We start from the raw sequence: 26,707 nt of genomic DNA on the forward strand, positions 1-26,707 counted from the left end.
ACAACTGGTCGCAGGTCTCATGATTTTCCGCCGCGCGGCGGATGATTTTGTCGTCCACGTCGGTGACGACCCGCCTGGCCTGGAGCCCGTCGGCACTGCTGCGCCGCACTCTGCGGGTCGATGCGGTCGAGGCCGGCACGGTGACGGTGGACCGCCTGCCCGCCGGCGGCGCCCAGCCGGAACCGCAGCCGAGCTCGACCGGCTTCTCGCTGCCGCGGCTGCCAGTCGACGTCCGGCTGGACCGGCTGAACGTCGAAAAGATCGCGATCGGCCCGGCCGTGGCCGGGATGGCGGCGACGCTGAGCGTGGCCGGCGACGCCCAGCTGGGCGACCCGTCGCAGGGGCTGGCGGCCGACATCTCCGTCCACCGGCTGGACGGCGTGGCCGGCGACATCACCGCCCGGCTGGCCTTCATACCGACGACCGAGCAGCTCGACGTTGCCGTTTCGGTGCAGGAGCCGCCGGGCGGCGTCATCGCCGCCATGGCGCAGTTCCCTGGCAAGCCGCCGGTAGACCTGACGCTGAACGGCACCGGCACGCTGTCGGACTTCCAGGCCACCCTGACCGGCAAGGTCGGCGACCTCGGCGGGGTCGACGGCCAGGTCCGGATCGCGCCCGGCAACGGCAGCCGGCGCCTGACGATCGACCTGAACGCCGACGCGGCCAAGCTGGTCCCGGCCGGGATCGCCGCGCTGGTGCAGGGCAGGACGACGCTGAAGGCCGATGCGGATATCGCCGATGCCGGCCCGATCACCATCCGGCAGCTCGACGCCACCGCCTCGGCCGGCAGCGTCTCGGTGACCGGCAGCGTAAACCCGGTCGGCAATCAGCTCGACCTCGCCTACAAGCTTCAGGCCGGCGCCGCCGCCGGCTTCGCCACGCTGCTGCCGCCCGGCACCGGCTGGGACTCGCTGACGGTCGACGGCACCGCCAAGGGCGCGCTGGACGCACCGGTGGTGGCGGCCGCGATCCGCGGCGCCGGGCTCCGCCAGGCCCCCTATGGCGCCGGCACCGTGGCGGTCGACCTGACGGCGACGCCGCAGGGCAAGATCTCCGATCCCGAGACGCCGATCGGGCTTCGCCTCACAGCCTCCGCCGATGGCCTCGCGCTCGGCGACCCGGTGCTCGAAACGGCCGCCGGCCACACGCTTCAGCTCAGTCTCGACGGCAGCGGCACCCAGTCGGGCAAGGCGGTGATCGACCGGCTGGAGACCCGGCTGGACGGCGCGGTGCTGACCGCCAGTGGCCGGGGGGATGCCACGGTCCCCTCCGGCACCGGCACGCTGCACCTGACCTATGCCGATCTCAGCCGCTTCTCCGGCCTGGTGGGCCAGCCGATTTCCGGCAATCTCGACCTGACGGTGAAGCCGTCGCTGGCCGCGGATGGCGCCGCCACCCTGGATTGGGACGGCACCATCGGCGAGGCCAATGTCGAGGCGACGCCGACGGCCGCGGTGCTGGGGAAGCAAACCACGCTGACCGGCCGGGTCGAGCGTGACACCGGCGGCAAGATCACCGTCTCCGGCATCAGCGTGAAGGGCGAGAAGGCCTCGCTCGACGCCTCCGGCACGCTGGACGGCGACGCGATCGAGGGCCGGATCAAGGCGGCGCTCGGCTCGCTCGCCGCGGTATCGCCCGGCATCGAGGGCGCCGTGTCGCTCGACACCACCTTGTCCGGCAGCATTGGCGCGCTCGGCGTCAAAGGCCAGGTGGTGGCCGAGGGGGTGAAGACCGCCGGCCATACGGTCGAGCGCATGACCGTCGATCTCGACGCCGCCGGCCTGCCCTCCGCCCCGGCCGGCACGGTCAAGCTGGCCGGCACGGTCGACGGCAAGCCGGCCACCGGCGACATCGCCCTGGCCCAGCAGCCCGGTGGCGGCATCGACGTCCGCACACTGGTGCTGGACGTCGCCGGCATCAAGGCCGACGGTAATGCCGCGGTGGCGGCCGACGGCAAGCCGGTCGGCGGCACCATCCGCCTGGCCGTCGCCGATCTCGGCGTCGTCGGCGCCTTCATCGGCCAGGCGCTGCGCGGTCAGCTCGACGCCACCCTGACGCTGGATCCCGCGGCCGGCGCCAAGATCGACCTGACCGCCCGGCGCGTCGCCTATGCCGACCAGGCCCAACTCGGCGAGATCCGGCTGACCGGTACCGTGCTGGACCCGATGGTCGACAGCCGGCGCATCCAGGAGGGCCGGCTGCTGGTCACCAACGCCACCGCCAGCGGCACGCCGATCAGCCGGGCCGAACTGACCGCCAACGGCACGATGCAGCAGCTGGCGCTGAAGCTGCAGGCTGCCACCGGCTACGGCACCGCCGACATGGCCGCCGATATCGGCCTGAACGGAGACGAGACCGTGGTCGGGCTGAAGAGCCTGGCGATCCGCCAGTCCGGCCAGTCGGTCACCCTGTCGAAGCCGGCCACGATCTGGGCCGGCCCCGCCGGCGTCGACCTCGGCACCATCGACCTCGCGGTCAGCGGCGGCGGCAGCGTCAGCCTGTCGGGCAAGGCCGGCGACGCGCTGGACCTGCGCGCCCGCATCGCCCGACTGCCGCTGGGCCTGGCATCGATCGCCAGCCCCGGCCTGCAGCTGCAGGGCCAGTTGAACGGCGACGCCACCATCACCGGCAGCGCCGCCGACCCGGGCGGCAAGTTCTCGCTGAAGGTGTCCGGCGCCAAGATGGGCGGCATCAACACCGCCGGCCTGCCCGCGGTCGACGCCACCGCCGACGGCACGCTGGGCGGCCAGCGCGTGACCGTCACCAGCCGGGTCACCGCCGGGCGCGCCCGGCTGGACCTGCAGGCCGCGGTGCCGCTGAGCGGAGGGGCGATCTCGGCCACTGCCAAGGGCCAGGTCGAGCTGGCGATGTTCAACGACTTCCTGGGCGCCGGCGCCGACCGGATCGGCGGCCCGCTGTCGCTTGATGTCAGGATCGAAGGCACGCCGGACAAGCCGCAGGCCTCCGGCACCGTCACGCTGCGCAATGGCAGCTACCAGAACTCGGAATACGGCGTCCGGCTGCAGGCCATCAACGCCACCGTCACCGGTGCCGGCGACAGCTTCCGGCTGAGCAGCCTGTCGGCGAAGACACCCGGCGGCGGCACCGTCAGCGGCAGCGGCAGCGTCACCCTGGGTCCGCGCGGCAGCCTGCCGGTCGACCTGAGGATCCAGACCGGCAATGCGCTGCTGGTGTCCAGCGAATTGGCCACGGTCCATGCCGACAGTGACCTGTCACTGTCCGGCGACTTGTCGGCCGATGCGCTGTTCCAGGGCTCGATCAAGATCCGCAACGCCGTCATCCAGATCCCCGACAGCTTCCCCGTCTCGGTGACGCCGATCCCGGTGCGCCAGATCAATGTGCCGCCGGAGGTTGCTGCGCGGATGAAGGCGCAGGGCGTTGCCCTCAACACCGCGACGCCGCCGAGCCGAAATCGGAACCGGCCTCAGAACCAGCCGCAGAAGCCGCCATCGCAAATCCGGCTCAACATCACCGTCGACTCGCCGAACCAGTTCTATGTCCGCGGCCAGGGCATCGACGCCGAGATGCAGGGCCAGCTCCAGATCACCGGCACGACTTCAACCCCCGACATCGAGGGCAGCTTCAAGATGCGCCGCGGCCAGATCTCGAAATTCGGCCAGCGCCTGGACTTCGAGCACGGCAATATCAGCTTCGACGGCGGGCTGATGGACCCGAGGCTCGACTTCCTCGCCTCGACCCGGGCCGGCGACGTTACCGCCCATATCGAGGTCGGCGGCTATGCCTCCAAGCCGCAGCTGACATTGAGCTCGACGCCCGAGCTGCCGCAGGACGAAGTGCTGTCGCGCCTGCTGTTCGGCCAAGCCACCGGCCAGCTGAGCCCGACCCAGGCGATCCAGCTGGCCCAGGCCGCGGCCGAGATGGCGGGGGTTGGCGGCGGTGGCACCGGCCTGCTCGGCGGCATCCAGAAGTCGCTCGGCCTCGACCAGCTCGACTTCAACACCGATGCCTCCGGCGGGTCTGCGATCGGACTCGGCCGCTATCTCACCAAAGGCGTCCGCGTCGGGGTGGAGCAGGGCATCGATGCCGGCAGCACCCGGGCCACGGTCACCATCGATGTCACCAACAACATCAAGGGCAAGGCCGAGGCTGGCGGCGACAGCGGCGGCGCCGTCGGGGTGACGATGGAATGGGACTACTGACCCAACGGACGCGACTTTTTGCTGCCACCCTGGGTTGCAGAATCTGCAGCGCAGCGTCTCCTCCTCGCGCTTGAACCGAAGAGACTGCCGGAATTCCTTAATTTCGACCTTACGAAGAATCGGAGTCTCAATCAAAAGTTGTATAAAATTTTATCATTTCTTTATTAGCCTGCCCTGTTATATTCCACCGGCTTGTCTAGAATGTTCTTTCTTGGCACGCATCCTTTTCAATCCCCGACAGGGCCCAAGCGGAAGGGACGACGCAGATGGCGCTTGAGAGAGCCCCGATGCCGAGGGGTGAGAACCAGCCGTTCGACGACAATCCTAGCGAGACGATCTACGCCGAGGATGCCAACCGGGTCATGGAGCAGCGCTGGTACAGGCGGTTCGGCGACGGCGAGGCTGGTTACGTCCTGCATCGCGACGGGGCGCCGGCGCGCGTCGAGTATCACGACAACGGCGCGGTGCGCCGCGAGGACTGGTTCCAGGCCGGACGCTATCACCAGACCGGGAAGCCGGCGGTGACCGTCTACCATCCCGACGGCACGCCCAAATTCGAATGGTGGTTCCTGGCCGACGAGGCCCATCGCGAGGACGGCCCCGCCTATGTCCATTACGGCCGTGACGGCGGCCGGCTGGAGCGCTGGTACCGGCACAACCATCGCCACCGCACCGACGGTCCGGCCGTGATCGAGTTCGACCCGGACGGCGTGGTGCTCAAGGCCGAATGGTGGCTGGGCGGCAAGGACGTCACCACCGCCGCGGAGGCGTTCCTGGCCGAGACCGGGACGCGCTGGCCGCTCGACGCGAGAACTGAGGCCCGCTTCCTGGAACAGGTGCTGCGCCGCGCCGCCTGAGGCCGGCCATCGGCCGGCGGCTCAGCGGTCCGGCTCCTCGTCATCCCGCGGGATCGCCACCGCCCCCTCCGGCAGATGCTGGCGCAGGAACTCGGCCAGCATCTCGATCTCGCTCCGCCGCGCCGCGCCGCGGCGCCAGACCAGCCCGATCCGCCGCGACGGCTGCGGCGCATCGAACGGCCGGAGCGCGATGTCGCCATCGGCCGTGGTCGGCGCGGTGCAGGCCAGGGCCGGCAGCAGGGTGATGCCGATCCGCCCTGCCACCATCTCGCGCAGCGTCGACAGGCTGGTGGCGCCGAACGAATCCTCCTGCGTCCGCGCCGCGCTGCGGCACACCTCCAGCGCCTGGTCGCGCAGGCAGTGCCCGTCCTCCAGCAGCAGCAGATGCTCGTCCGCCAGATCGGCCGGCGCCACCCGGTTGGCCCGAGCCAGGCGGTGCCCGGTCGGGACCGCCAGCAGGAAAGGCTCGTCGAACACCGGCAGCGCCTCCAGCTTAGAATCCTCTATCGGCAGGGCCAGCAGCGCCGCCTCCAGTTCGCCGCGGCGCAGCCGCTCGACCAGCCGGTCGGTCAGGTCCTCGCGCAGATAAAGGCGCAGGTCGGGATAGGTGCGGCGCAGCGTGCGCATCAGCCGCGGCAGCAGATAGGGCCCGAGCGTCGGAATCACGCCGAGCCGGAAATCACCGGCCAGCGGCGCCGCCTGGTCGCGCGCGGCCAGCAGCAGGTCCTGCGTCTCCGCCAGGATGCGCCGGGCCCGGGCGACCACGGTCTCGCCGAGCGGGGTCAGGATGATGCGGCGCTTCGACCGTTCGAACAGCGGCCCGCCCAGCAGTTCCTCCAGCGCCTGGACCTGGGCGCTGAGCGAGGGCTGGCTGACATGGCACGCGGCCGCGGCCCGGCCGAAATGCCGTGTGTCGGCGACCGCAACGACATAGCGGAGCTGCCGCAGGGTGATCGGTTGATTCATAGGTTCAACCTATCATAATCCTCGGAACAATCGATTGGATTGTGGAACTCCGGCTTGCTATCTCCTTGCTGCACTGCGGCACCAACTGCTGTTGCGCCGCACACAAGAAACCCAACGCAAGATCCCACGGAGCCTCTCGATGCCCATGCTGACCATTGGCGACACCTTCCCGGATTTCTCGCTCCAGGCCGTTGTCTCGACCAATCCGAAGGATGCCTTCACGCAGATCGACCGCGCCGCCAGCAAGGGCAAGTGGAAGATCGTGTTCTTCTGGCCGAAGGACTTCACCTTCGTCTGCCCGACCGAGATCGCGGCGTTCGGCAAGCTGGCCGGCGACTTCGCCGACCGCGACGCGCTGGTCTACGGCGTCTCGACCGACAGCGAGTTCGTGCACCTGGCCTGGCGCCAGAACCACGCCGACCTGAAGGAGCTGCCGATCCCGATGCTGGCCGACATCCGCAAGGATCTCAGCCGCTCGCTCGGCATCCTCGAGAAGAGCGAGGAAGTCTGCCTGCGCGCCACCTTCATCGTCGACCCGGACAACATCATCCGCTTCGTCTCGGTCAACGACATGTCGGTCGGCCGCAACCCGCAGGAGGTCCTGCGTGTCCTCGACGCCCTGCAGACCGACGAGCTGTGCCCCTGCAACTGGCAGAAGGGCGAGGAGACCCTGAAGGCCGCCTGATCTCCGGATCGGCCCTTTCCTCAGCACGGCCGGTCCGACCCCGGACCGGCCGTTGCCGTTCTTAGACCAGACATTCCGCCGGAGCCCCCTCATGTCGATCGACACGCTGAAGGCCGCCCTTCCCGACTACGCCAAGGATCTGAAGCTCAACCTGTCCTCGGTCCTGACCCCGCCCGGCGTGACCGCCCAGCAGATCTGGGGTTCGGCCCTGGCCAGCGCCTATGCCTCGCGCAACGCCACCGTGATCAAGGCGATCGCGGCCGAGGCGGCGCAGCACCTGTCGCCCGAGGCGCAGGGCGCCGCCAAGACCGCGGCGGCGATCATGGGCATGAACAACATCTACTACCGCTTCACCCATCTCGTGTCCGAGAAGGATTACGCGACCATGCCGGCCCGGCTGCGCATGAACGCGATCGCCAACCCCGGCATCGACCAGGTGGATTTCGAGCTGTATTCGCTGGCGGTGTCGGCGATCAATGGCTGCGGCATGTGCATGGACAGCCATGAGCAGGTCGTCGCCAAGAAGGGCGTCGGCAAGGACGTGGTCCAGGCCGTGATCCGCATTGCCGCGGTGATCCACGCCGTGGCCGCCACCCTGGACGCCGAGGAGAAGCTGGCCGCCTAGAGCCCGTTTGGAAATGCTACTGGCGCGGCCGTCTGACGGCGGTTTCTCCGCTTCCGGTGCTCACGCACCAAACGTGCGCTGCGCTCCGGTTCTCGAAACCACCGCCAGCCGACTCACGCCAGCGCATTTCCAAACGGTCTCTGATGGCCCCTTCCTTCCGGAAAGATGCGAGGCCCGCCCCGGTGGCGGGCCTTCTGCTATTCGGCCGCCAGCCGCTCCAGCGCGATGCGGCGCCGGCGGGTGGAGCGGTCGGCCAGCACCATCGGCATGCCGTCTGAGCAGGTCTCGACCCGCGCCTCGACGCCATAGACCTCGCGCAGCATCCGGGCGGTCACGACGGTCCGCGGCTCGCCGCAGGCGGCGACGCGCCCCTCCTTCAGCACCAGCACCCGGTCGGTGAAGCGCACCGCCTGGTTCAGGTCGTGCAGCGCGATCAGCACGCACAGGCCACGGCTGCGGGCCAGGTCGCGGACCAGAGTCAGCACCTCGACCTGGCGCTGCAGGTCCAAGGCACTGGTCGGCTCGTCCATCAGCAGAATGCGTGGGTCGCGCACCAGCGCCTGGGCGATCGACACCAGCTGCTTCTGCCCGCCGCTGAGCTCGCCCAAGTTGCGCATGGCGAGGTCGTCGATCTCGAGCAGCGCCAGGGTGCGGGTGACGGCATCGAGATCGCTGTCGTCGACGCGCCAGCCGGCGCTGCTCTTGCGCGCCAGCAGCACGGATTCGAGCACGGTGAGGACCGCGTTCACCGCCGCCTCCTGCGGCAGGTGGCAGGGCCGGTTGGGATCCCCCTGCTCCCAGCCGCCGGCCGGGCGGCCGTCGACCAGCACCTCGCCCGGGCCGCCGACCAGCCCGGCGATGCGGCGGAACAGGCTGGACTTGCCGACCGCGTTCGGCCCGATCACCGCGGTGACCTCGCCGCCCCGCATCACCGGCGTGGTGATGCCGTGCAGCACCGCCCGGCGGCCATAGGCGACGGAGACGTCGCGCAGTTCCAGCGTCACGGGATTCATTGCCATGCGCGCCGCCGGCTGGCCAGGATCAGGCTGAAGAAGAACGGCACGCCGACCAGCGCGGTGATCACCCCGATCGGGAAGATCACGCCCGGCACGATCGACTTCGACACGATCGAGGTGGCGGACAGCATCAGCGCCCCGGCCAGGGCCGAGGCAGGCAGGAAGAAGCGCTGGTCCTCGCCGATCAGCATGCGGGCGATGTGCGGCCCGACCAGGCCGACGAAGCCGATGGTGCCGACGAAGGCGACCGGCACCGCGGCCAGCAGGCTGACCGCCAGGATCGTTTCCAGCCGCAGGCGGCGGACATCGATGCCGAAGCTGCGGGCCTTGTCCTCGCCCAGGCGCAGCGCCGTCAGCTGCCACGCCCGGCATGCCATCAGCGGCAGCAGCACCAGCAGGACGATGGCGGTGACCGCCAGCTTGCCCCAGCTGGCCTTGCCCAGGCTTCCCATGGTCCAGAACACCACCGCCGCCAGCGCCTGCTCCGACGCCACATATTGCAGCAGCGACAGGAGCGCGTTGAAGGTGAAGACGATGGCGATGCCCAGCAGCACCACCGTCTCCATGGTCACGCCGCGGCGTTGGCTCAGCGTGTGCAGCCCCAGCGACGCCACCAGCGCCATCAGGAAGGCGTTGACCGGCACCATCACGTCGGTCAGCGCCGGGATCAGCGCCACGCCGAGCACGATGGCCAGCGCCGCGCCGAAGCTGGCGGCGGCCGAGATGCCGAGGGTGAAGGGATCGGCCAGCGGGTTGTTCAGCACCGTCTGCATCTGCGCCCCGGCCACCGCCAAAGCGGCGCCGACGACCACGGCCATCAGCGCCACCGGCAGGCGGATGTCCCAGATCACCACCCGCAGCGTCGCCGGCACGTCCGACGGCGAGACCAGGGCCGACACCACCTCGGCCACGCCGTAGCGCGCCGGGCCGATGCCGATGTCGAGCACCAGGCTGACCAGAAGCGCCGCGGCCAGGGCGGCGAGCAGCAGCAGCTTGCGCCGCGCCAGGCCGCGATAGGCGGCGCGGCCGGCGCGCAGATGGGTGTCGATCAGGACGGCGTGGTCGACCATGCGATACCTCTCAGCCCGCCGCGTCCAGCGAGACCCAGTAGCCGGGCCGGTACGGGATCGGCAGGAACCGCTCATGCAGGGTGCGCAGCGTCGCCTCCGGGTCCAGGTCGGCGAACAGATCCGGATGCAGCCATTTGGCGATCTGCTGCACCGCCACGAACTGGTAGGGGCTGTCGTAGAACTGGTGCCAGATGGCGTGGACGCGGCCCTCGGCCACCGCCCTGACGCCGGTATAGGCCGGGCGCGCCACCAGCGCCGCCAGCCGCTGCCTCGCCACCGCCTGGTCGGCATCCGGGCCGAGCCCGACCCAGCCGCCATCGGGCACGTATTGGGCCCAGTTGGCGCCGGTGATGATCACCACGTCGGGGTTGGCGACCGTCACCTGCTCCGGGTTCAGCACGCCGAAGGCGCCGGGGATCAGGTCCTCGGCGATGTTGTCCCCACCCGCCATCTTGACCATGCGGCCGAAATTCTCGGTGCCGAAGGAGGCGCAGCATTCCGCGCCCCAGCCGGTGCCGGCGGCGCGCTCGATCATCACCTTCGGCCGCGGCGGGTTCGCCTTGGCCAGCCGGTCCTGCATCAGGCCGAGCTGCTGGTTGAAGAAGGCGATGAAGTCCTCCGCCCGCTGCTGCCGGCCCAGGATCTGGCCGAACAGCCGGACGCTGGGCTCGGTGTTGGTGAACGGCTCGTCGCGGAAATCGATGAAGACGGTGGCGATGCCGGCGCCCTCCAGCGTCCTGATCAGCCCGGATTCCTCCGCCGCCTGCTTCTGGCCCAGCAGCAGGAACAGCACGTCGGGCTTCAGCGCGATCGCCTGCTCGGCGTTGAAGGTGCCGTCCTCCGGGTCGCCGATGTCCGGGATCTTGTCGATGCCGGGAAACTGCGCCTGGTACTGCCGGTAGGTGTTGAGGTCGGAGCGCTCGAACTCGTCCTTCCAGCCGGCGATACGGCCGATCGGGTTCTCCCGGTCCAGCGCGGCGACGATGTAGATCTGCCGGCCCTCGCCGAGCAGGATGCGCTCGACATGCTTCGGCACCTCGACGGTGCGGCCGGCCAGGTCGGTGACTGAGATCGTGTCCCCCGCCGCCAGCGCCGCACCGGCGCAGAGGCTCAACGCCGCCGCGAACAGGACCCTGGTCATCGCGCCCATCGCCACCCCTCTCCCGCTGCCGAAGTCGGGGTATCACGCGGCCGTTGCGATTGCGAGTGGTTTTCAATCTCGTTTGCCGTTGCTGCAATGCACCGTCGCTCTCTGGCATGCTGTCGCCGCAGCCCCGGAGTCGCCGTGATTCAGCTGTCCTCCCTCCGCCTCGACCCGATCCATGTCCGCCAGGCGGTGCGGGGCGCGATCGCCGCCGTCGCCGCCTATGCCCTGGCCGAGGCGTTCGGCCTGCCCAAGGGCTATTGGTCGGTGCTGACCGCCGTGATCGTGCTGCAGGCCACGCTCGGCGCCACGCTGGGCGCCACTGTCGACCGGCTGCTCGGCACCCTGATCGGCGCCGTGTTCGGGGTGATCGGCGCGGTGCTGTCCGGCCCTTCCGCCCTGGGCACCGGCGCGGTTCTGCTGCTGGTCATGCTGGCCACGGTTTACATCGCCGCCCGGCGGCCCAATCTGCGCCTGGGCGCGGTCACGGCGGCGATCGTCATGCTGTCGGACCCCAGCCATGCCGATCCGCTGGGCGCGGCCTTCCAGCGAGTGGCGGAGATCGGCCTCGGCACGGTGGTCGGGGTGCTGGCCGCGCTGCTGATCCTGCCGGTCCGCGCCCGCGACCATCTGCGCGACACCAGTGCCGAGCTGCTCGGCCAATGCGCCGCCCTGCTGGCCCTGGCCGCCGGGCGCCTGGGCGGGGCGGAGGGGGACGCGACCGCGATCAACCAGCGCATCCGCACGCTGATGCGCAAGGCCGAGAGTCAGCTGGACGAGGCGCGGCGCGAGCGCCCCGGCGCCATCCCGGAGCATCTCGACCCGGCGCCGGTGATCCGCACCATCCGCCGGCTGTGGTACAGCGAGATCATCCTGAACCGGGCGGCCCATACCCCACTGTCGCCGGCGCTGCAGGCGGCGCTGGGGGCGACGCTGGAGCAGGCGGTGACCGCTGCGAAGAAGCGGATGACCGCGATGGCGGCGGCGCTGGAGGCGACGGCCGCGCCGGGCGATGGCGGCGCGCTGGACCTAGCCGTGGCGGCGCTGCAGAGCAGCGTCGACGCGCTGCGGGGCGCCGGTGGCGAGGGGCTGGACGGGCGGGAGTTCGGCCAGGCCTTCGCCATCGCCTTCACCTTCGCCCAGATCCGCGACAACCTCGCCGATCTGGCCGAGCGGCTGCGCGAGCAGGCGGGTGAGGCCGTCGCGCCGCTGACGGCGGATTGAGACCAGGAAGAACCGCCATGACCGCGCCAGGCATCCACGCCATCCTCTACGCCTTCTTCGACGCGGAGGAGCGGCTGGACCGAGCATCGATGCGCCGGCAGGTGGAGGCGTGCCTGGAGGCCGGGGTCGCCGGCATCGCCGCGCTGGGTCTGGCCACCGAGGTGGCGAAGCTCGGTTTCGACGAGCGCCGGACGGTGATGGACTGGGTGGCGGAGGATGTCGGCGGCCGGGTGCCGATCGGCTTCACCATCTGCGGCCCGTCGGTGGCCGAGCAGGTGGCGATGGTCCGAGCGGCCGAGGCGGCCGGGGCCGGCTGGCTGATCCTGCAGCCGCCCGCTGTCGGCAGCTATGGCGCCGGCGAGTATCTGGATTTCTTCAGCCGGGTGATGGACGCGACGGCGCTGCCGATGGCGATCCAGAACGCGCCACAGTATCTCGGCCGTGGCCTGTCCGCCGAGGACGTCGCCCGGCTGATGCGGCGCCACGCCAACATGACGCTGATCAAGGCCGAGGGATCGGCGGTGGAGGTCGAGCGGCTGATCGCCACCACTGAAGGAAAGCTGCGGGTGTTCAACGGCCGCGGCGGGCTGGAGATGATCGACAGCCTGCGCGCCGGCTGCGACGGCTTCCTGCTGGCGCCGGACGCGGTCGACCACGCGGTGGCGATCCATCGGCTCCACCAGGTCGGGAACGAGGCCGCGGCAGCCGCGGCCTATGCCCGGGCGGCGCCGTCGATCGTCTTCGTCATGCAGTCGATCGAGACGCTGATCTGCTACGGCAAGCGCCTGTTCGCAGCCCGCGCCGGCCTGGCGGTGCGCGACCGCGCGCCGGCGCTGCGCCCGACCGAGTTCGGCCTCGACCTGGTGGCCCGTCATGCCGCGGCGCTGGGGCCGTTCGGGCCGAAGGGCTAAGGTTCTGCGGCTCTACTGCAGTCGTGTCCGTCCACAGCGTGCCAGGTTGGCCCTGACCACGAGGTGATGAAACGGCCTGATCGCGTTGAGATAGGTGAAGCCCAAGGCATTGTGGGTATGCACGACGGTCGTCGCGATGAGCGACGTGCCTGCCGGAGAATGGCGCCGGAGCAGAGACAGCCGGAAGTCCAGGTGCCGGTCATCCGCACCGAGCACGATCTCGTCCTCGCCCTCCCAGTGCACCGGAAAGAATTCCACCCGTTCATGGCTGCCCCGGGACGACCTGACCGTGTCGGAGGTCTTGATGCCGAAGGGCGTGACCATGGCGTCGCGCAGCGCGATCAACGCCTTTTGCCACGCGGGTGGATCGGCGAGCGTCCGCGTCGCCAGCTCGCGCATGCTCGACCGTTCCGACGCGCTCAGGTCGATGCTGTAGCTGTCGAGCAGGCTGGCGTTCTCGTACCAGCGCGCGACGACGCTTTCCGACGGCGGGGTCGTCCGGCGTATCTGCGGTTTGCGGTCTGCACCCATGCTCATGACGATGTCACCTCTTCAAGGGACCATCAACTGGCCGGGCATCGATGAGTCCGCGGCCTAATTCCGCAGCACGTTCGCCAGCTCGCGCATCTGGGTGCGGGCGCGCAGCAGAAAGAAGCCCTGCACCGCCAGGTGGTTGGGCTGGAACATGGCGTCGGCGCGGCCGTTCATCACCACCAGCGGCCGCAGCTCCGCCGCCTCGCGCAGATTGTCGACCATCTCGTCCCAGATCTTGGTCGCGCCGGACTGGGCGATCACGCCCTCGAAGTCGCGGCCGAGGGCGCGCAGCACCAGGAAATAGGCGTAGAGCCGGCCCATGGTGGCATAGAAGATGTCGTCGGCCTGGGTGTCGATCAGCCAGCCGCGGCTGGCCTCGATATGGTCGGCGATGACCGAGGATTGCGAGCCGAGATCGGCGGCGAAGCGGTCGATCGTCTGCAGCAGGTTGTCGGCCCGCCGCTCGAACGGCGCGGTGCCGGCGGCCACCCGCTGGTTGTAGCTGCGCAGCGCCCGCGCGGCCGCGCGGTACTGCGATTCCGACGACGCCGTCGGCGCCCAGGAGGTGCTGAGGTCGAACAGCCAGATCGTGCCGGGATAGCGCAGCAGGCCGGTGGCCCGGTCGAGATCCGGGTCCATCTGGGAGGAGCCGCGTGACCGGCCGATCTGGTCGCCCATCTCGGCGGTGAAGCGCGACAGGGCGTAGATGATGCCCTGCTGGTAGTTCGGCATGTTGTCGAGCAGCCAGCCGGGCAGGAAGAACGGGTCGTTGGCGGTCCAGCGATGGGCGCCGCCGGTCTCGCGCTCGATCAGCGCCGCCGCGATCTCCACGGCCTGGCTGCCGCCCTGGATCGGCGTGGCCGCGGCGAAATCCGGATCGTCGTCGACCGCATGCACGATGAAGGCGCCGACGGCCATGTACAGCACGAACAGCACCACCAGCCCGCCGATGCTCCAACCCGCCAGCCGCGGCCAGCGCCGGCCGCCGCCGGCCGGAGGCGGCGGCGGGACCGGGCCCGCGGCCCGGCGCCGGAACAGCCCGCCCAGCCGGGCACCCCAGCCGCGCCGGGCGCGCGCCGGGTCGGCGGCAAGATCCTCCTGGAAGATGTCGTCCGGCCGTTCGCTCACTCGCCCCTCGCCCATGGTCGGTCCCGATGGACAGAATGGCGATGGCGGCGGCCGGGTGCCAGCCCCGTCGATTCGCAACGCGATGCGGTACGTCGCTAGAAGCGTGGCTCCCCAGGCAGGCTGAACTGAAACAGCGGCGTTACGCTCATGCGATCCGTGGGGCTACCCAGCGGATGATTGATCGTCAGCCGCAACATCCGCGCCTGCCAGTCGACGCCGCCGAGAAAGACCAGCCGGCCGACCACATGCGACCCCGGAGCGATCTGCACCTCCGGATTGTCGAGCGGGGGAAGAAAGGGGTAGCGCCGGCCGCGGTCATCGCTGAGCAGCATGGTGCCGAAAGGGTTGAGGCGCCGCCTGTCGACGCCCGGATTGAAGATCTCCACATCGACGGCGATGCTGGACTGCAGGAAGCTCACCGCCGCGACCGAGATGGTCATGCCGTTGGGGTGAGTCTTGCTCTGCCGTACGCGTGCGGAAACAGGAGCGAAGGACGGGGCTGGCGGCGGCTGTGCCGGCAGCCCCACCCAAGGCTGCGGCGGCGGCAATCCCGGCTTGACCAGAGGATAGACCGGTACCGGTCCTGCCGGCGGGAGTTCTAGCTTCGGCACCGGCGTCGGCGGGTCGACCTGAAACTGGGCGTGCGCCCCATGGGTGGCAGCTGCGACGGCCATCATGATCGCGGTTGCCCGGAGGAGATGGCCGCCGGCGCGCGTCGGCCTCCGGGCGGTCCGGGACGAGCCGTGGCTGCAGGCGGGTTCGGCCATGATGTGCAAGTCTGTGTCGCACCGTCCGGCCGCGCAATTCAGCGATTGGGTGAGCCCACCATCCCTCCGGAGGATGTCGCCGCGCCTCGACCGCGGCGCCCGTGCCTGCCCAACGCTGCCTGTCAGCCCCACGGGACGACGGTGGCCATGATGCCGGTGAAGTGCAGGGCGCTGCCGGCCAGCACGAACAGGTGCCAGATCATGTGGTTGAAGGGCAGCCGCTCCCACACGAAGAAGGCGACGCCGGCGGTGTAGGCGAGGCCGCCGGCCACGATCCAGCCGACCGCGGCGGCGCCGAGCGCCGACCACACCGGGCCGATCGCGACCAGGATCAGCCAGCCCATGCCGAGATAGAGCGGCAGCGCGATATGGCGGCCGTAGCGGCGCAGGCCCAGGCGCAGCACCACGCCGGTGATCGCCAGCCCCCAGATCACCGCGAACAGCGTCCAGCCCCAGGCGCCGCGCAGGCCCAGCAGCAGGAACGGCGTGTAGGTGCCGGCGATCAACAGGTAGATCGAGGCATGGTCGAGCAGGTTGCAGACATGCTTGAAGCGGGCCGAGCGCGCCGCATGCAGCAGGGTGGAGGCGACATAGGTCAGCACCAGCGTGGTGCCGTAGATCGCCAGGCTGACGATCTCGAGCGCGCCGCCGTGGAGGCTGGCCAGGACCAGGAGCACGACGAGCCCGGCCACGGCAAGGGCGGCGCCGATGCCGTGGGTGACCGCGTTGGCGATCTCCTCGGCCAGGGTCTCGGTGTGGGCGACGATCCCTTCGGTCATGGCATCAATCTAGCATCGGATCCGGCCGCCGCCATGCGGCGCGATCATCCATGAGGCTCATCGATCGCCATGGCGAGCCCACCCTCAACCGGCTGCCGGATAGTCTGAAACAAGAGCAAATGCCGGGAGCAAAAGAATCGAATTTTGGCCAATATTGAATTGATCACCCACCATTACTGCCCAACCCTAACAAACCCGCTTGTCAGATTTCGTCTCATTTGCAATGGTGAAATCCAAATCCGAATCTGAGGATCGGCGTTTCACTGCCTGGTCCATAGATTTCGATATTTCCGAAATCGATTAAGTCGGGGGAGGCGAACTTGCATCCAATGCCTGCGGCCGATCGTGCGGCATGTCCTTCGTGAGTTCGCGCACACCTGTTTGAGAGCACCCGGACATCCCGGTGCGGGCATGGGCCCGAACAGGCCCGAGACCTCATCGATCCAACCCTGAGAGCGCCCCTTCGCCCTCTCCGTCATGGCGGGGAGGCGAAGCCGACACGGCCATCACGGGCCGGTGCCGAACATTTCGACGTGCCGAAAACCAGCCCAACCAAAAGGAGCCGATCGTGGGGGAACCTGAAGCGACAGGATTGTCGGAGCGGATACGGCAAACGGCCCTTCGCTGTTCAAGGCGGATCGCGCTGGGGCTGGCCCTCGCGATCTCCAGCGCCGGCCTGGCCCAGGCGCAGGAGCTGGCGGCGCGGGCGGATCAGACGGCCTATGGCGGCCGCATCGGCGTGCCCCTCCAGCAGGGCGACTTCGTCTATCTTCCGGCCGGGGCCACCGTGACGGCCTGGGACTACCGGACTCCGGAGGCGCCCCGGCTGGCCAGCGATACGCGCCGGCAGCCGCTGCCCGGCGTCATCACCGCGATCGCGGCCCGCGGCCGCTATCTCTATGCCAGCTGGCAACGGCAGGACGGCACCTCCGGCCTGGCCATCTATTCCCTGCTCGATCCCGGCCGCCCGCGGCTGGTCGACGGCGGCGCCCTGCGGACCAGCGCGGCGCCCGAGGCCATCACGGCGATCTCGATCGACGGGGACTATCTCTATGCCTTCGACGCCGAGAGGGGCGTGGTCGTCCATTCCCTGGCGGATCCGCTCTACCCCAGGGCCATCCGGGTGGTCGAGAGCGGCCCGGCCGATGTGGTCGGCACGGCGGGCAACCGCATCTTCACCTCGGCCCGGACGATGATCGACGACACCCTGCTGCAGGTGTTCGACAACAGCCGGAAGAATTTCCCGAAGACGATCACCAGTGCAAGCCTGGACGGGTTCGCCAATTTCCGCCTGCAGTTCGCCTGGCCGCTGGCGGTGGGGTTCGGGCTGAGCGTCAACCTGTATTACCTGCCGCCCTGGGGCGGCCAGCCGCTGCTGTGGGGCAGCGCGGACCCGGGCGAGGCGCTGTTCAACGGCTTCATCGCCGGCGACAAGGCCTATGGTTTCGGGGCCTCCGGCGTCAGCGCCTGGAGCCTCCGCCTGCCGGTGCGCCGGGTCGGCCATATCGATTTCGGCAATGCCTTCGCCGCGGAAACGACCGCGGTGCAGGGCCAATGGGGATGGGTGGCCACCAGCACCGACCAGCTGGCCCTGTTCGACACGGGCAAGACGGCCCGCCTGGCCAGCGTCGTCGACACCGTCGGCGGCGCCGATGTCCGGGACGCGGCCCTCATCGACCGCAGCCTGGTCCTGCTGCAGAACACCTATGGGCTGAGCGCGGCGAATGACGGCGACCTGACGCCGACGGGACGGTTCGACGCCGACCTGCCGAAGGCCAAGCAGGCCCGCGCGTTCGAGGACATGGCGGTCGATGGCCGGCGGGCCTATCTGGCGTCCTGGGGCTATGGGCTGATCATCGCCGATCTCGGTAACCCGTCATCGCCGCGCGAGCTGGGGCGCCTGCCCGCCCAGTTCTCCTCCGCGATCGCGGGGAAGGGCCGGCATGTCTATCTCGGCACCGCCACCAACGGCGGCTCGGTGACGTCCGTCGACGTGTCGAACCCGGCCCGTCCGGTGGTGCGGGCCGCGGTGCCGGTCGACACCCGGGTCGAGCGGCTGCAGCTGGCCGGAACGCTGCTGTTCGCGGCCACGGCGCCGGACGTCGCGGGAGGCACCCCCGGGGGACTGCGCATCTACGACGTCGGGAACCCCGCGCGGATCAGCGAGATCGGGCGCTACAGCGACGATTGCGAATTCGCCAGCGACTTGGCCCTCAGCGGCGATGCCAGGACCGCCTATCTGCGGTGCTCGACCGGCCTCCACATCCTGGATGTGAGCCAGCCGGGCCGGCCGGTCCGCCTCGGCCTCTACGCGGCCAGCCAGGGGGATCGGGCGGTCGCGCTCGGCTCCGGCACGGCCTTCGTCGCGACGGATGGGGGTGTCGAGGAGGTCGATGTGCGCAATCCGCGCCGGCCGACCCTGCTGAACCGGTACCAGCTTCCGGCCGCGGCCCTCCGGCTGCGGGTGATGCCGGACCGCCGCCTGTTCGTGTTCACCGGGACGGGCGGCCTGCAGATCATCAAGCTCTGACGAGAGCTTTTTAGAACATCTGGTTCCTCGCCGTCATTGCGAGGAGGCGAAGCCGACGAAGCAATCCATCGGGCCGCTCATGCTGCGGGATGGATTGCTTCGCCGCGCTCGCAATGACGGTGTCGAGAATTCCGAAGAGTCTCTCCAGCGGCTCGCACTCAGGCGCGCCAGAACGGCTTGCGGACCTCTTCGTCGACATCGCCATGGCTCAGGCCGACATCGGCCAGGATGTGGTCGTCGAGGCTGGACAGGTGGCGGCGCTGACGCTCGCGGTCCTGCCAGTCCAGAAGCCGGTCGACCAGGCGCAGGACCACGCCGCGGGCGGCGGTGGCGTCACGAGTGGCGGTGAGCGGGATTCCGGTGGCGGACATGGCGGTTCTCCTTGGCTTGCGAGGTCGGCTGGCCCCTCAGGGCGCCTCCGCCTCGCCCCTATAGTTGTGCTTTCGTTCTCGCTTCGACAAACGAGGCTTTCTCGTGCTATGGCTTAGAAAAACTATCGCTCATCCGCTCCGCCCATGGCGCGCCGACTGCCCCCGCTGAACGCCCTCCGCGCCTTCGAGGCCGCCGCCCGCCATCTCAGCTTCGTCGACGCGGCCGATGAGCTCGCGGTCACCCCCGCAGCGGTCAGCCACCAGGTCAAGGCGCTGGAGGCGTATCTCGGCGTCGCCCTGTTCCAGCGCCTGCCGCGCGGCCTGGCGCTGACCGAGCAGGGGCGGATCCTGACGCCGCAGCTGACCCGAGGCTTCGACCGCCTGGCCGAGGCGGTGGCGCGGGTCCGGGTCGACGACGTCCAGACCGTGCTGTCGGTCACCGTCCTGCCCTCCTTCGCCGTGCGCTGGCTGCTGCCGCGGCTGGCCGGGTTCCGCCGCCTCAACCCCGGCCTCGAGATCGAGGTCCACGCCCAGCACCAGGCGGTGGATTTCCGCCGCGAGCGGGTCGACATCGCCCTGCGCTACGGCCGCGGCGGCTGGGCCGGCCTCCATGTCGAGCGCTTCCTGGACGACGAGGTGTTCCCGGTGTGCAGCCCGCTTCTGCTAGAGGGCCCGCGCCCACTGCTGGCCCCCGCGGATCTGCGCCACCACACGCTGATCCACGACGTGCTGACCGGCGACGACGAGCCCTGGGTCACCTGGCAGCACTGGCTGCTGCATTTCGGGCTGGAGGATGTCGATCACCGCCGCGGCCCGCGCTACAGCGACAGCCATATGATGCTGGAGGCGGCGGCCGCCGGCGAAGGCGTGGCCCTGGGCCGCAGCTCGATCATGGCCGACGACCTGAGCAGCGGGCGGCTGGTGCGGCCCTTCCCGGACAGCCGGGTCGCCGACTACGCCTATCACTTCCTGTGCCGGACCGACGCCATCGACCGCCCGGCGGTGCGCGCCTTCCGTGACTGGCTGGTCGCCGCGGCGGCAGAGGACCGGGACGCCCCTAAGAAAGCCACGCCGCCCGTTCCTGCCTTCGGCGGCTAAGAGCGGGCCGATAGGCCTTTTGTCCGATATTAATACTGATTTTCAACGCAAAATTTGCTTTGACCGTTTGGTCAGGTTTTCGTTACGGTTCGGCTTCAGGAGAGGCGGTGCCGATGCCGGGGAAACCGGTCGCGGCGCCAGGTGAGGCTTGCGGTTCGTCGTCTCCCGGCAGGACGTCCGGGATCGAGCCCCTGGGAGAGATGATGACGACGGCATCCCACGCCGGTTCGGCCGGCCTGCTCCATATCCACCACCCATGTCCCGACGACAGGCCCTCGCGGTGCTGGCGCCCCTTGGGCATGGCAGATATCCTCTGACACTCGGTTTGACAGGGAGCGTCTTCCAACAATGAAAAAGCTTCTCTCCGCCCTCGCCCTCTCCACGGCGCTCGTGGCCGGGGCTGCCTTCGCCGACGAGGTGAAGCCGGCAGTGGTCTTCGACATGGGCGGCAAGTTCGACCGCTCCTTCAACGAAGGCATCTACAACGGCTCGAAGAAGTGGTCCGACGAATCCGGCATCAAGATCGCCGAATTCGAGGTCACCAACGAATCCCAGCGCGAGCAGGCGCTGCGCCGCATGGCCGAGAACGGCGCCAACGTCATCATCGCCGTCGGCTTCGCCCAGGCCCCGGCGCTGGAGATCGTGGCCGACGAGTTCCCGGACACGAAATTCGCGATCATCGACGCGGTGGTCGACAAGCCGAACGTCCAGTCGATCGTGTTCAAGGAGCAGGAAGGCTCGTTCCTGGTCGGCATCCTGGCCGCCATGGCGTCGAAGACCCACACCGTCGGCTTCGTCGGCGGCATGGACATCCCGCTGATCCGCGCCTTCGGCTGCGGCTACGTCCAGGGCGCGCATTACGCCGACCCGAAGATCACCGTGCTGCAGAACATGACCGGCACCACCCCGGCCGCCTGGAACGACCCGACCAAGGGCGGCGAGCTGGCGCGCAGCCAGTTCGACCGCAGCGCCGACGTGGTCTACGCCGCGGCGGGCGCCACCGGCCTGGGCGTGCTGCAGGCCGCCGCCGACGCCAAGAAGCTGTCGATCGGCGTCGACAGCAACCAGAACATGCTGCATCCCGGCTCGGTCCTGACCTCGATGGTCAAGCGCGTCGACGTCGCCGCCTACAACGTCTTCAAATCGGCCCAGACGGGCACCTTCAAGCCCGGCGTCAACGTGCTGGGCCTGAAGGAGGACGGTGTGGGCTGGGCGGCCGACGAGAACAACGCCAAGCTGATCACGCCGGAGATGAAAGCGAAGGTCGACGCGGCCTCGAAGGGCATCATCGACGGCTCGATCAAGGTCGTCGACTACCGCACCGACAATTCCTGCCCGATGTGACGGCGGCACCCGACCGCGATGAGCAATGATGGCGTGACCCGCGCCGCGACGGTCGGCGGAGCCCCCACCGGGGCCCCGCCGGCCATCGAGCTGCGCGGCATCAGCAAGAGCTTCGGCCCGGTCAAGGCCAACCAGGACGTGTCGCTGACCATCGCGCCCGGCACGATCCACGGCATCATCGGCGAGAACGGCGCCGGCAAGTCGACCCTGATGTCGATCCTGTACGGCTTCTACGAGGCCGATAGCGGCGAGATCCTGGTCGACGGCCAGCCGAAGCGCATCACCTCTTCCAGCGACGCGATCGCGGCCGGCATCGGCATGGTGCACCAGCACTTCATGCTGGTGGAGCCGTTCACGGTGCTGGAGAACGTGATCCTGGGCGCCGAAGGCGGCGCGCTGCTGGCCGGCGGCAAGTCCCGGGCGCGGGCCGAGTTGCAGCGGCTGGAGCGGGAATACAGCCTGGAGGTGCCGGTCGACGCCGTGGTCGGCGACCTGCCGGTCGGGCTGCAGCAGCGGGTCGAGATCCTGAAGGCGCTGTATCGCGGCGCCGACATCCTGATCCTGGACGAGCCGACCGGCGTGCTGACGCCGCAGGAGGCCGACCACCTGTTCCGCATCCTCGCGGCGCTGCGGGCGCAGGGCAAGACGGTGATCCTGATCACCCACAAGCTGCGCGAGATCATGGCGATCACCGATGCGGTGACGGTGATGCGGCAGGGCCGCGTCGTCGCCAATGTGGCGACGAAGGAGACCAGCCGCGAGCAGCTGGCCGAGTTGATGGTCGGCCGCAAGGTGCTGCTGCGCGTCGACAAGACCCCGGCGAAGCCGGGCGAGACGCTGATGGAGGTGCGCGACCTCGACGTCGTCGACGGCCAGGGCGTGCGCCGGGTCAAGGACGTGTCCTTCGCGCTGCGGGCCGGCGAGATCGTCGGCATCGCCGGCGTGTCGGGCAACGGACAGTCGGAGCTGCTGGCCGCGCTGGCCGGCATGGTCCGCCCGGCCAAGGGCGACATCGCGGTCGGCGGCACGGCCCTGTCGTCCCTGCCCCATGTCGATGCCGGCACGCTGCGCCGGCTGGGCGTCGGCCATGTGCCGGAGGACCGCCACCGCGAGGGGCTGGTCACCGCCTTCAGCGCCGCCGAATGCTCGATCCTCGGCCACCATACCGACCCCGCCTATAACGGCGCGGTGATGACCGACGGCCGCAAGGTGGTGGCGCATTGCGAGCGGCTGATGCAGGACTACGACGTCCGGCCGCCCAACCCGCATCTCAAGGCCGCCAACTTCTCCGGCGGCAACCAGCAGAAGATCATCGTCGGCCGCGAGGTCGAGCGCGACCCGCAGGTGCTGCTGGTCGGCCAGCCGACCCGCGGCGTCGATATCGGCGCGATCGAGGCGATCCACCGCCGCCTGGTGGCGCTGCGCGACGGCGGCAAGGCGATCCTCCTGGTCTCGGTCGAGCTCGACGAGATCCGGTCTTTGGCCGACCGGATCCTCGTCATGTTCGACGGCATGATCGTCGGCGAGGTCGCGGCCGACGGCGCCAGCGAGCAGTCGCTGGGCCTGATGATGGCCGGCGTCCAGCAGGAGGCGGCGGAATGAGCGTGCTCGGCCGTCCGGCCGACGTGCCGCGCTGGGTGTCGATCGGGCTGATCCCGCTGGTCAACCTGGTGCTGGCCTTCGTCGCCGCCGGGCTGGTGGTGCTGCTGATCTACTGGGGCCAGTATTCCGCCGGCACGATGAGCGGGGCGGATTATCTCTACACCCCCGTGCACGCGGCGGAGCTGCTGCTGAAGGGCGCCTTCGGCAGCTTCCCGAACTGGAGCTACACGCTCTACTACACCACCAACTTCATCTTCGCCGGGCTGGCCGTGGCGGTGGCCTTCCACGCCGGGCTGTTCAACATCGGCGCCGAGGGCCAGGCCTATGTCGCCGGGCTCGGGGTCGGGCTCGTCTGCCTCTATCTCGACTTCCTGCCCTTCATCCTGGTGCTGCCGCTGGCGATCATCGCGGCCGCGCTGTTCGGCGCCGTCTGGGCCTTCATCCCGGCCTATCTGCAGGCGAAGCGGGGCAGCCACATCGTCATCACGACGATCATGTTCAACTTCATCGCCTCGTCGCTGATGGTCTATCTGATGGTCCATGTGCTGATCGCGCCGGGCCAGCAATCGCCGGAAAGCCGGGCCTTCGCCGCCGGCACCGTGCTGCCGACCATCACCGAGGTCCTGTCCTGGTTCGGCGTCAAGATGCGGCGGCTGCCGCTGAACCTGTCCTTCCTGTGGGCCCTGGCCTGCTGCGTCTTCGTCTGGATCTTCGTCTGGCGCACCCGCTGGGGCTATGCGCTGCGGACGGTCGGGCTGAACCCGCGCGCGGCGGTCTATGGTGGCATCTCGGTCGCCGGCATCATCATCCTGGCGATGTGCATCTCCGGCGCCCTGTCCGGCTTCATCGCGCTGAACGAGATCATGGGCGTGCAGCGGCGCATCCTGCTGAACTTCGTGGCCGGCGCCGGCTTCGTCGGCATCGCGGTGTCGCTGATGGGCCGCAACCACCCCTTCGGCATCGTCTTCGCGGCGCTGCTGTTCGGCGCGCTGTACCAGGGCGGGGCCGAGCTGAACTTCGACATGCCGGAGATCACCCGCGACATGGTGGTGGTGATCCAGGGGCTGGTGATCCTGTTCGCCGGCGCGCTGGAGAACCTGTTCCGGCCGCGGATCGAGGCGCTGTTCCGGCGCCGCGAGCCGGCGCTGCAGCCGGCGAAGGGGACGAGCTCATGACCCTGCTCGACGTCATCGCCCTGCTCGACGCCACCATCCGCACCTCGACCCCGCTGGTGCTGGCGGCGCTGGCCGGGCTGTTCGCCGAGCGCGCCGGGCTGGTCGATATCGGGCTCGAGGGCAAGATGCTGGCCGCGGCCTTCGCCTCCGCCGCCATGGCCGCCGGCACCGGCTCGGCGTGGGCCGGGCTGGGCATGGGCGTGGTGGTGTCGGTGGTGCTGGCGCTGCTGCACGGCTATGCCTCGATCACCCATCGCGGCAACCAGGTGGTCTCCGGCCTCGCCATCAACATCCTGGCCTCGGGGCTGACGGTCACGCTCGGCATCGCCTGGTACCAGCGCGGCGGCCAGACCCCACCGCTGGAGGGCGACGCCCGGTTCCAGCAGATCGCCCTGCCCCTGGCCGACACGCTGCGCGACGTGCCGGTGATCGGGCCGATCTGGTCGGAGCTGATCTCCGGCCATTCGGTGCTGGTCTATGCCGCCTTCCTGGCGGTGCCGCTGGTGTCCTGGATCGTCTACCGCACCCGCTTCGGCCTGCGCCTGCGCGCGGTGGGCGAGAATCCCGCGGCCGTCGACACCGCCGGCATCTCGGTGGCGGCGCTGCGCTACCAGGCGATGATCCTGACCGGCATTCTCTGCGGCCTGGCCGGGACCTATCTGTCGGTGGCGCAGAATGCTTCCTTCGGCCGCGACATGACCGCCGGCAAGGGCTACCTGGCCCTGGCCGCGCTGATCTTCGCCAAGTGGAAGCCCTGGCCGGTGATGCTGACCTGCCTGCTGTTCGGCCTGCTGGACGCGCTGGAGGCGCGGCTGCAGGGCACCGTCATCCCCGGCTTCGGCGAGGTGCCGGTCCAGCTGATCCAGGCACTGCCCTATATCCTGACGGTGGTCCTGCTGGCCGGCTTCATCGGCCGAGCGACGGCACCGAAGGCCAGCGGCGTGCCCTACGTCAAGGAACGGTGATCGCCATGACGGACAAGGCTTTCGACGCGCTGTTCCAGGCGGCCAGCGCCGCCCGGGCGCATGCCCATGTGCCCTATTCGCACTTCCCGGTCGGCGCCGCGATCCGCACGCCGGACGGCACCATCCATGCAGGCTGCAATGTCGAGAACGCCGCCTATCCGCAGAGCCAATGCGCCGAGGCGACGGCCATCGGCATCATGGTCGCGGCCGGTGGCAAGGCGATCGAGGAGCTCGTGGTGATCGGCGGCGAGGCCGGCGACACCCTGCTGTGCACGCCCTGCGGCGGCTGCCGCCAGCGCATCCGGGAGTTCGCCCGGGGCGATACCAAGGTCCATGTCTGCGGGCCGGAAGGGCTGCGCCTGACCACGACGCTGGACGCGCTGCTGCCGCATTCCTTCGGGCCGGAGAACCTGCGGGACTGACCCGCCAGAACGGCTCTGGCATCCGCCCCCGTCCCGTCCTAGTAAGAACCAACCGTGTCCAAACGGATTCGCCCGAGGGTCGCCATGTCCGAGATCGTCGCCGCGCCGGCCGGGCGCCGCTGAGATGACGCTGCTGCCGCAGGAGATCATCCGCCGCAAGCGCGACGGGGCCGTGCTGGAGGTCGCCGAGATCGAGGCGATGGTGCGCGGCGCCGTCGATTCCAGCGTCACCGACGCCCAGATCGCCGCCTTCGCCATGGCGGTGTTCTTCCGCGGCATGACGATGCCGGAGCGGGTGGCCTTCACCCGCGCCATGGCCCGGTCCGGCCGCGTTCTCGACTGGTCGGCCGCGAACCTGCCCGGCCCGGTGCTGGACAAGCATTCGACCGGCGGCATCGGCGACAAGACCAGCCTGATCCTGGCCCCGATCATCGCCGCCTGCGGCGGCTTCGTGCCGATGATCTCCGGCCGCGGCCTGGGCCACACCGGCGGCACGCTGGACAAGATGGATGCGATCCCCGGCTATGTCAGCCAGCCGGAGACGGATGTGCTGGACCGGGTGGTGCGGTCCGCCGGCTGCGCCGTGGTCGGCGCCACCCGCGACATTGCCCCCGCCGACCGCCGCATCTACGCCATCCGCGACACCACCGGCACGGTCGAGTCGATCGACTTGATTACCGCCTCGATCCTGTCGAAGAAGATGGCGGCCGGGCTGGGCGGGCTGGTGATGGACGTCAAGTTCGGCACCGGGGCCTTCATGAGCGACATCGACGACGCCCGCGCCCTGGCCCGGTCGATCGTCGACGTGGCGAACGGAGGGGGTCTACCGACCGTGGCGCTGCTGACCGACATGAACCAGCCGCTGGGCCGCACCGCCGGCAACGCGGTCGAGGTGCGGGAATCGATCGACCTGCTGACCGGCGGCCCGAAGGACGAGCGGCTGTGGGAGGTCACCGCCCGGCTGACCGCCGAGCTGCTGGTGATCGGCGGCCTGGCCGCCGACGCCGAGGCGGGGCGGGTCAAGGTCGAGCACGCCCTGGCCAGCGGCGCCGCGGCCGAGCGCTTCGCCCGCATGGTGCGCGACCTGGGCGGCCCGGCCGACATCCTGGAGAAGGCCGACAACCATCTGCCGGCGGCGCCGGTGGTCCGCCCGATCGCGGCGGAGCGCGACGGCGTCGTCGCCGCGGTCGATGCCCGCGCCATCGGCGTCGCCATCGTCGCCCTGGGCGGCGGCCGCACCCGGCCGGAGGACGGCGTCGACCATGCGACAAAGACCACGTTCACTTGTTCTTAAATACACCACCAACACTTAG

The 26,707-nt window shown here is 69.7% G+C and carries 23 protein-coding genes; 14 read left to right on the top strand and 9 right to left on the bottom strand.

Going from position 1 to position 26,707, the window contains the following annotated elements:
* Window positions 1–62 precede the first annotated feature (62 nt).
* Together ABDW35_RS07085 and ABDW35_RS07090 are read left to right on the top strand one after the other, a co-directional pair.
* Window positions 63–4,181 carry a translocation/assembly module TamB domain-containing protein gene (locus ABDW35_RS07085; RefSeq protein ID WP_343713150.1) on the top strand — a complete coding sequence of 1,373 codons (4,119 nt, stop codon included), beginning with the start codon at window positions 63–65 and terminating at the stop codon, window positions 4,179–4,181.
* A 266-nt stretch (window positions 4,182–4,447) separates the two neighbouring features.
* On the top strand, window positions 4,448–5,038 hold the full coding sequence (locus tag ABDW35_RS07090; RefSeq protein ID WP_343713151.1) for a hypothetical protein: 591 nt from the start codon (window positions 4,448–4,450) through the stop codon (window positions 5,036–5,038).
* A gap of 21 nt (window positions 5,039–5,059) precedes the next feature.
* Here the strand turns inward: ABDW35_RS07090 and ABDW35_RS07095 are convergent, their stop codons facing one another.
* Entirely contained in the window at window positions 5,060–6,004 is a 945-nt protein-coding gene (locus ABDW35_RS07095) for a LysR substrate-binding domain-containing protein (RefSeq protein WP_343713152.1), read from the bottom strand.
* 145 nt (window positions 6,005–6,149) lie between these two features.
* On the opposite strand from ABDW35_RS07095, the gene ABDW35_RS07100 reads away from it, so the two are divergent.
* Both ABDW35_RS07100 and ABDW35_RS07105 read left to right on the top strand, forming a co-directional pair.
* On the top strand, window positions 6,150–6,689 hold the full coding sequence (locus ABDW35_RS07100) for a peroxiredoxin (protein WP_343713171.1): 540 nt from the start codon (window positions 6,150–6,152) through the stop codon (window positions 6,687–6,689).
* Between the two features lie 91 nt (window positions 6,690–6,780).
* On the top strand, window positions 6,781–7,314 hold the full coding sequence (locus ABDW35_RS07105; protein ID WP_026871814.1) for a carboxymuconolactone decarboxylase family protein: 534 nt from the start codon (window positions 6,781–6,783) through the stop codon (window positions 7,312–7,314).
* Between the two features lie 197 nt (window positions 7,315–7,511).
* Here the strand turns inward: ABDW35_RS07105 and ABDW35_RS07110 are convergent, their stop codons facing one another.
* Genes ABDW35_RS07110 through ABDW35_RS07120 form a run of 3 tightly spaced genes read right to left on the bottom strand, consistent with a single transcriptional unit; the run spans window position 7,512 to window position 10,541 of the window.
* Complete coding sequence (locus ABDW35_RS07110; protein WP_343713153.1) at window positions 7,512–8,333, bottom strand: ABC transporter ATP-binding protein; 822 nt, start codon at window positions 8,331–8,333, stop codon at window positions 7,512–7,514.
* Window positions 8,324–9,400, bottom strand: coding sequence for an iron ABC transporter permease (locus ABDW35_RS07115; protein WP_343713154.1), 1,077 nt, complete (start codon window positions 9,398–9,400; stop codon window positions 8,324–8,326). Before ABDW35_RS07115 ends, ABDW35_RS07110 begins: the two co-directional genes overlap by 10 nt.
* Window positions 9,401–9,410: 10 nt before the next feature.
* Window positions 9,411–10,541, bottom strand: a complete 1,131-nt coding sequence (locus tag ABDW35_RS07120) for an ABC transporter substrate-binding protein (protein ID WP_343713155.1) — start codon at window positions 10,539–10,541, stop codon at window positions 9,411–9,413.
* 144 nt (window positions 10,542–10,685) lie between these two features.
* Here ABDW35_RS07120 and ABDW35_RS07125 point away from each other — a divergent pair, with 144 nt between their 5' ends.
* Together ABDW35_RS07125 and ABDW35_RS07130 are read left to right on the top strand one after the other, a co-directional pair.
* Entirely contained in the window at window positions 10,686–11,768 is a 1,083-nt protein-coding gene (locus ABDW35_RS07125; protein WP_343713156.1) for an FUSC family protein, read from the top strand.
* 17 nt (window positions 11,769–11,785) lie between these two features.
* Window positions 11,786–12,679, top strand: coding sequence for a dihydrodipicolinate synthase family protein (locus tag ABDW35_RS07130; RefSeq protein WP_343713157.1), 894 nt, complete (start codon window positions 11,786–11,788; stop codon window positions 12,677–12,679).
* Window positions 12,680–12,691: 12 nt separating this feature from the next.
* Here ABDW35_RS07130 and ABDW35_RS07135 read toward each other — a convergent pair whose 3' ends face one another.
* From ABDW35_RS07135 to ABDW35_RS07150, 4 genes are all read right to left on the bottom strand, one after another.
* Window positions 12,692–13,216 (bottom strand): DUF2867 domain-containing protein, encoded by a 525-nt coding sequence (locus ABDW35_RS07135; RefSeq protein WP_343713158.1) that lies wholly within the window; start codon window positions 13,214–13,216, stop codon window positions 12,692–12,694.
* Window positions 13,217–13,273: 57 nt separating this feature from the next.
* Complete coding sequence (locus ABDW35_RS07140) at window positions 13,274–14,341, bottom strand: DUF2333 family protein (RefSeq protein WP_343713159.1); 1,068 nt, start codon at window positions 14,339–14,341, stop codon at window positions 13,274–13,276.
* Between the two features lie 95 nt (window positions 14,342–14,436).
* Entirely contained in the window at window positions 14,437–15,108 is a 672-nt protein-coding gene (locus ABDW35_RS07145) for a hypothetical protein (protein ID WP_343713160.1), read from the bottom strand.
* A 122-nt stretch (window positions 15,109–15,230) separates the two neighbouring features.
* On the bottom strand, window positions 15,231–15,887 hold the full coding sequence (locus ABDW35_RS07150) for a hemolysin III family protein (RefSeq protein ID WP_343713161.1): 657 nt from the start codon (window positions 15,885–15,887) through the stop codon (window positions 15,231–15,233).
* 568 nt (window positions 15,888–16,455) lie between these two features.
* Between ABDW35_RS07150 and ABDW35_RS07155 the strand changes: the two genes are divergently transcribed.
* Window positions 16,456–18,417 carry a hypothetical protein gene (locus tag ABDW35_RS07155; protein ID WP_343713162.1) on the top strand — a complete coding sequence of 654 codons (1,962 nt, stop codon included), beginning with the start codon at window positions 16,456–16,458 and terminating at the stop codon, window positions 18,415–18,417.
* Window positions 18,418–18,575: 158 nt separating this feature from the next.
* Here ABDW35_RS07155 and ABDW35_RS07160 read toward each other — a convergent pair whose 3' ends face one another.
* On the bottom strand, window positions 18,576–18,788 hold the full coding sequence (locus ABDW35_RS07160; RefSeq protein ID WP_343713163.1) for a DUF1127 domain-containing protein: 213 nt from the start codon (window positions 18,786–18,788) through the stop codon (window positions 18,576–18,578).
* A gap of 144 nt (window positions 18,789–18,932) precedes the next feature.
* On the opposite strand from ABDW35_RS07160, the gene gcvA reads away from it, so the two are divergent.
* The 7 genes from gcvA (at window position 18,933) to deoA (ending at window position 26,688) form a co-directional block, all read left to right on the top strand.
* A complete protein-coding gene (gene gcvA / locus ABDW35_RS07165; RefSeq protein ID WP_343713164.1) occupies window positions 18,933–19,886 on the top strand; it encodes a transcriptional regulator GcvA in 954 nt (317 codons plus the stop codon).
* 348 nt (window positions 19,887–20,234) lie between these two features.
* Complete coding sequence (locus tag ABDW35_RS07170; RefSeq protein ID WP_343713165.1) at window positions 20,235–21,230, top strand: BMP family ABC transporter substrate-binding protein; 996 nt, start codon at window positions 20,235–20,237, stop codon at window positions 21,228–21,230.
* An 18-nt stretch (window positions 21,231–21,248) separates the two neighbouring features.
* Window positions 21,249–22,832: an ABC transporter ATP-binding protein gene (locus tag ABDW35_RS07175; RefSeq protein WP_343713166.1), complete on the top strand. Its 1,584-nt coding sequence runs from the start codon at window positions 21,249–21,251 to the stop codon at window positions 22,830–22,832.
* Window positions 22,829–24,007, top strand: a complete 1,179-nt coding sequence (locus tag ABDW35_RS07180; protein WP_343713167.1) for an ABC transporter permease — start codon at window positions 22,829–22,831, stop codon at window positions 24,005–24,007. The genes ABDW35_RS07175 and ABDW35_RS07180 overlap by 4 nt, the downstream gene beginning before the upstream one ends.
* Window positions 24,004–24,972: an ABC transporter permease gene (locus ABDW35_RS07185; protein WP_343713168.1), complete on the top strand. Its 969-nt coding sequence runs from the start codon at window positions 24,004–24,006 to the stop codon at window positions 24,970–24,972. The genes ABDW35_RS07180 and ABDW35_RS07185 overlap by 4 nt, the downstream gene beginning before the upstream one ends.
* A gap of 5 nt (window positions 24,973–24,977) precedes the next feature.
* On the top strand, window positions 24,978–25,394 hold the full coding sequence (locus tag ABDW35_RS07190) for a cytidine deaminase (protein ID WP_343713169.1): 417 nt from the start codon (window positions 24,978–24,980) through the stop codon (window positions 25,392–25,394).
* Between the two features lie 124 nt (window positions 25,395–25,518).
* Entirely contained in the window at window positions 25,519–26,688 is a 1,170-nt protein-coding gene (deoA, locus tag ABDW35_RS07195; RefSeq protein ID WP_343713170.1) for a thymidine phosphorylase, read from the top strand.
* The last annotated feature ends 19 nt before the right edge of the window (window positions 26,689–26,707 follow it).

The sequence above is a fragment of the Inquilinus sp. genome (genome assembly GCF_039594555.1).
Taxonomy (GTDB): Bacteria; Pseudomonadota; Alphaproteobacteria; order DSM-16000; family Inquilinaceae; genus Inquilinus.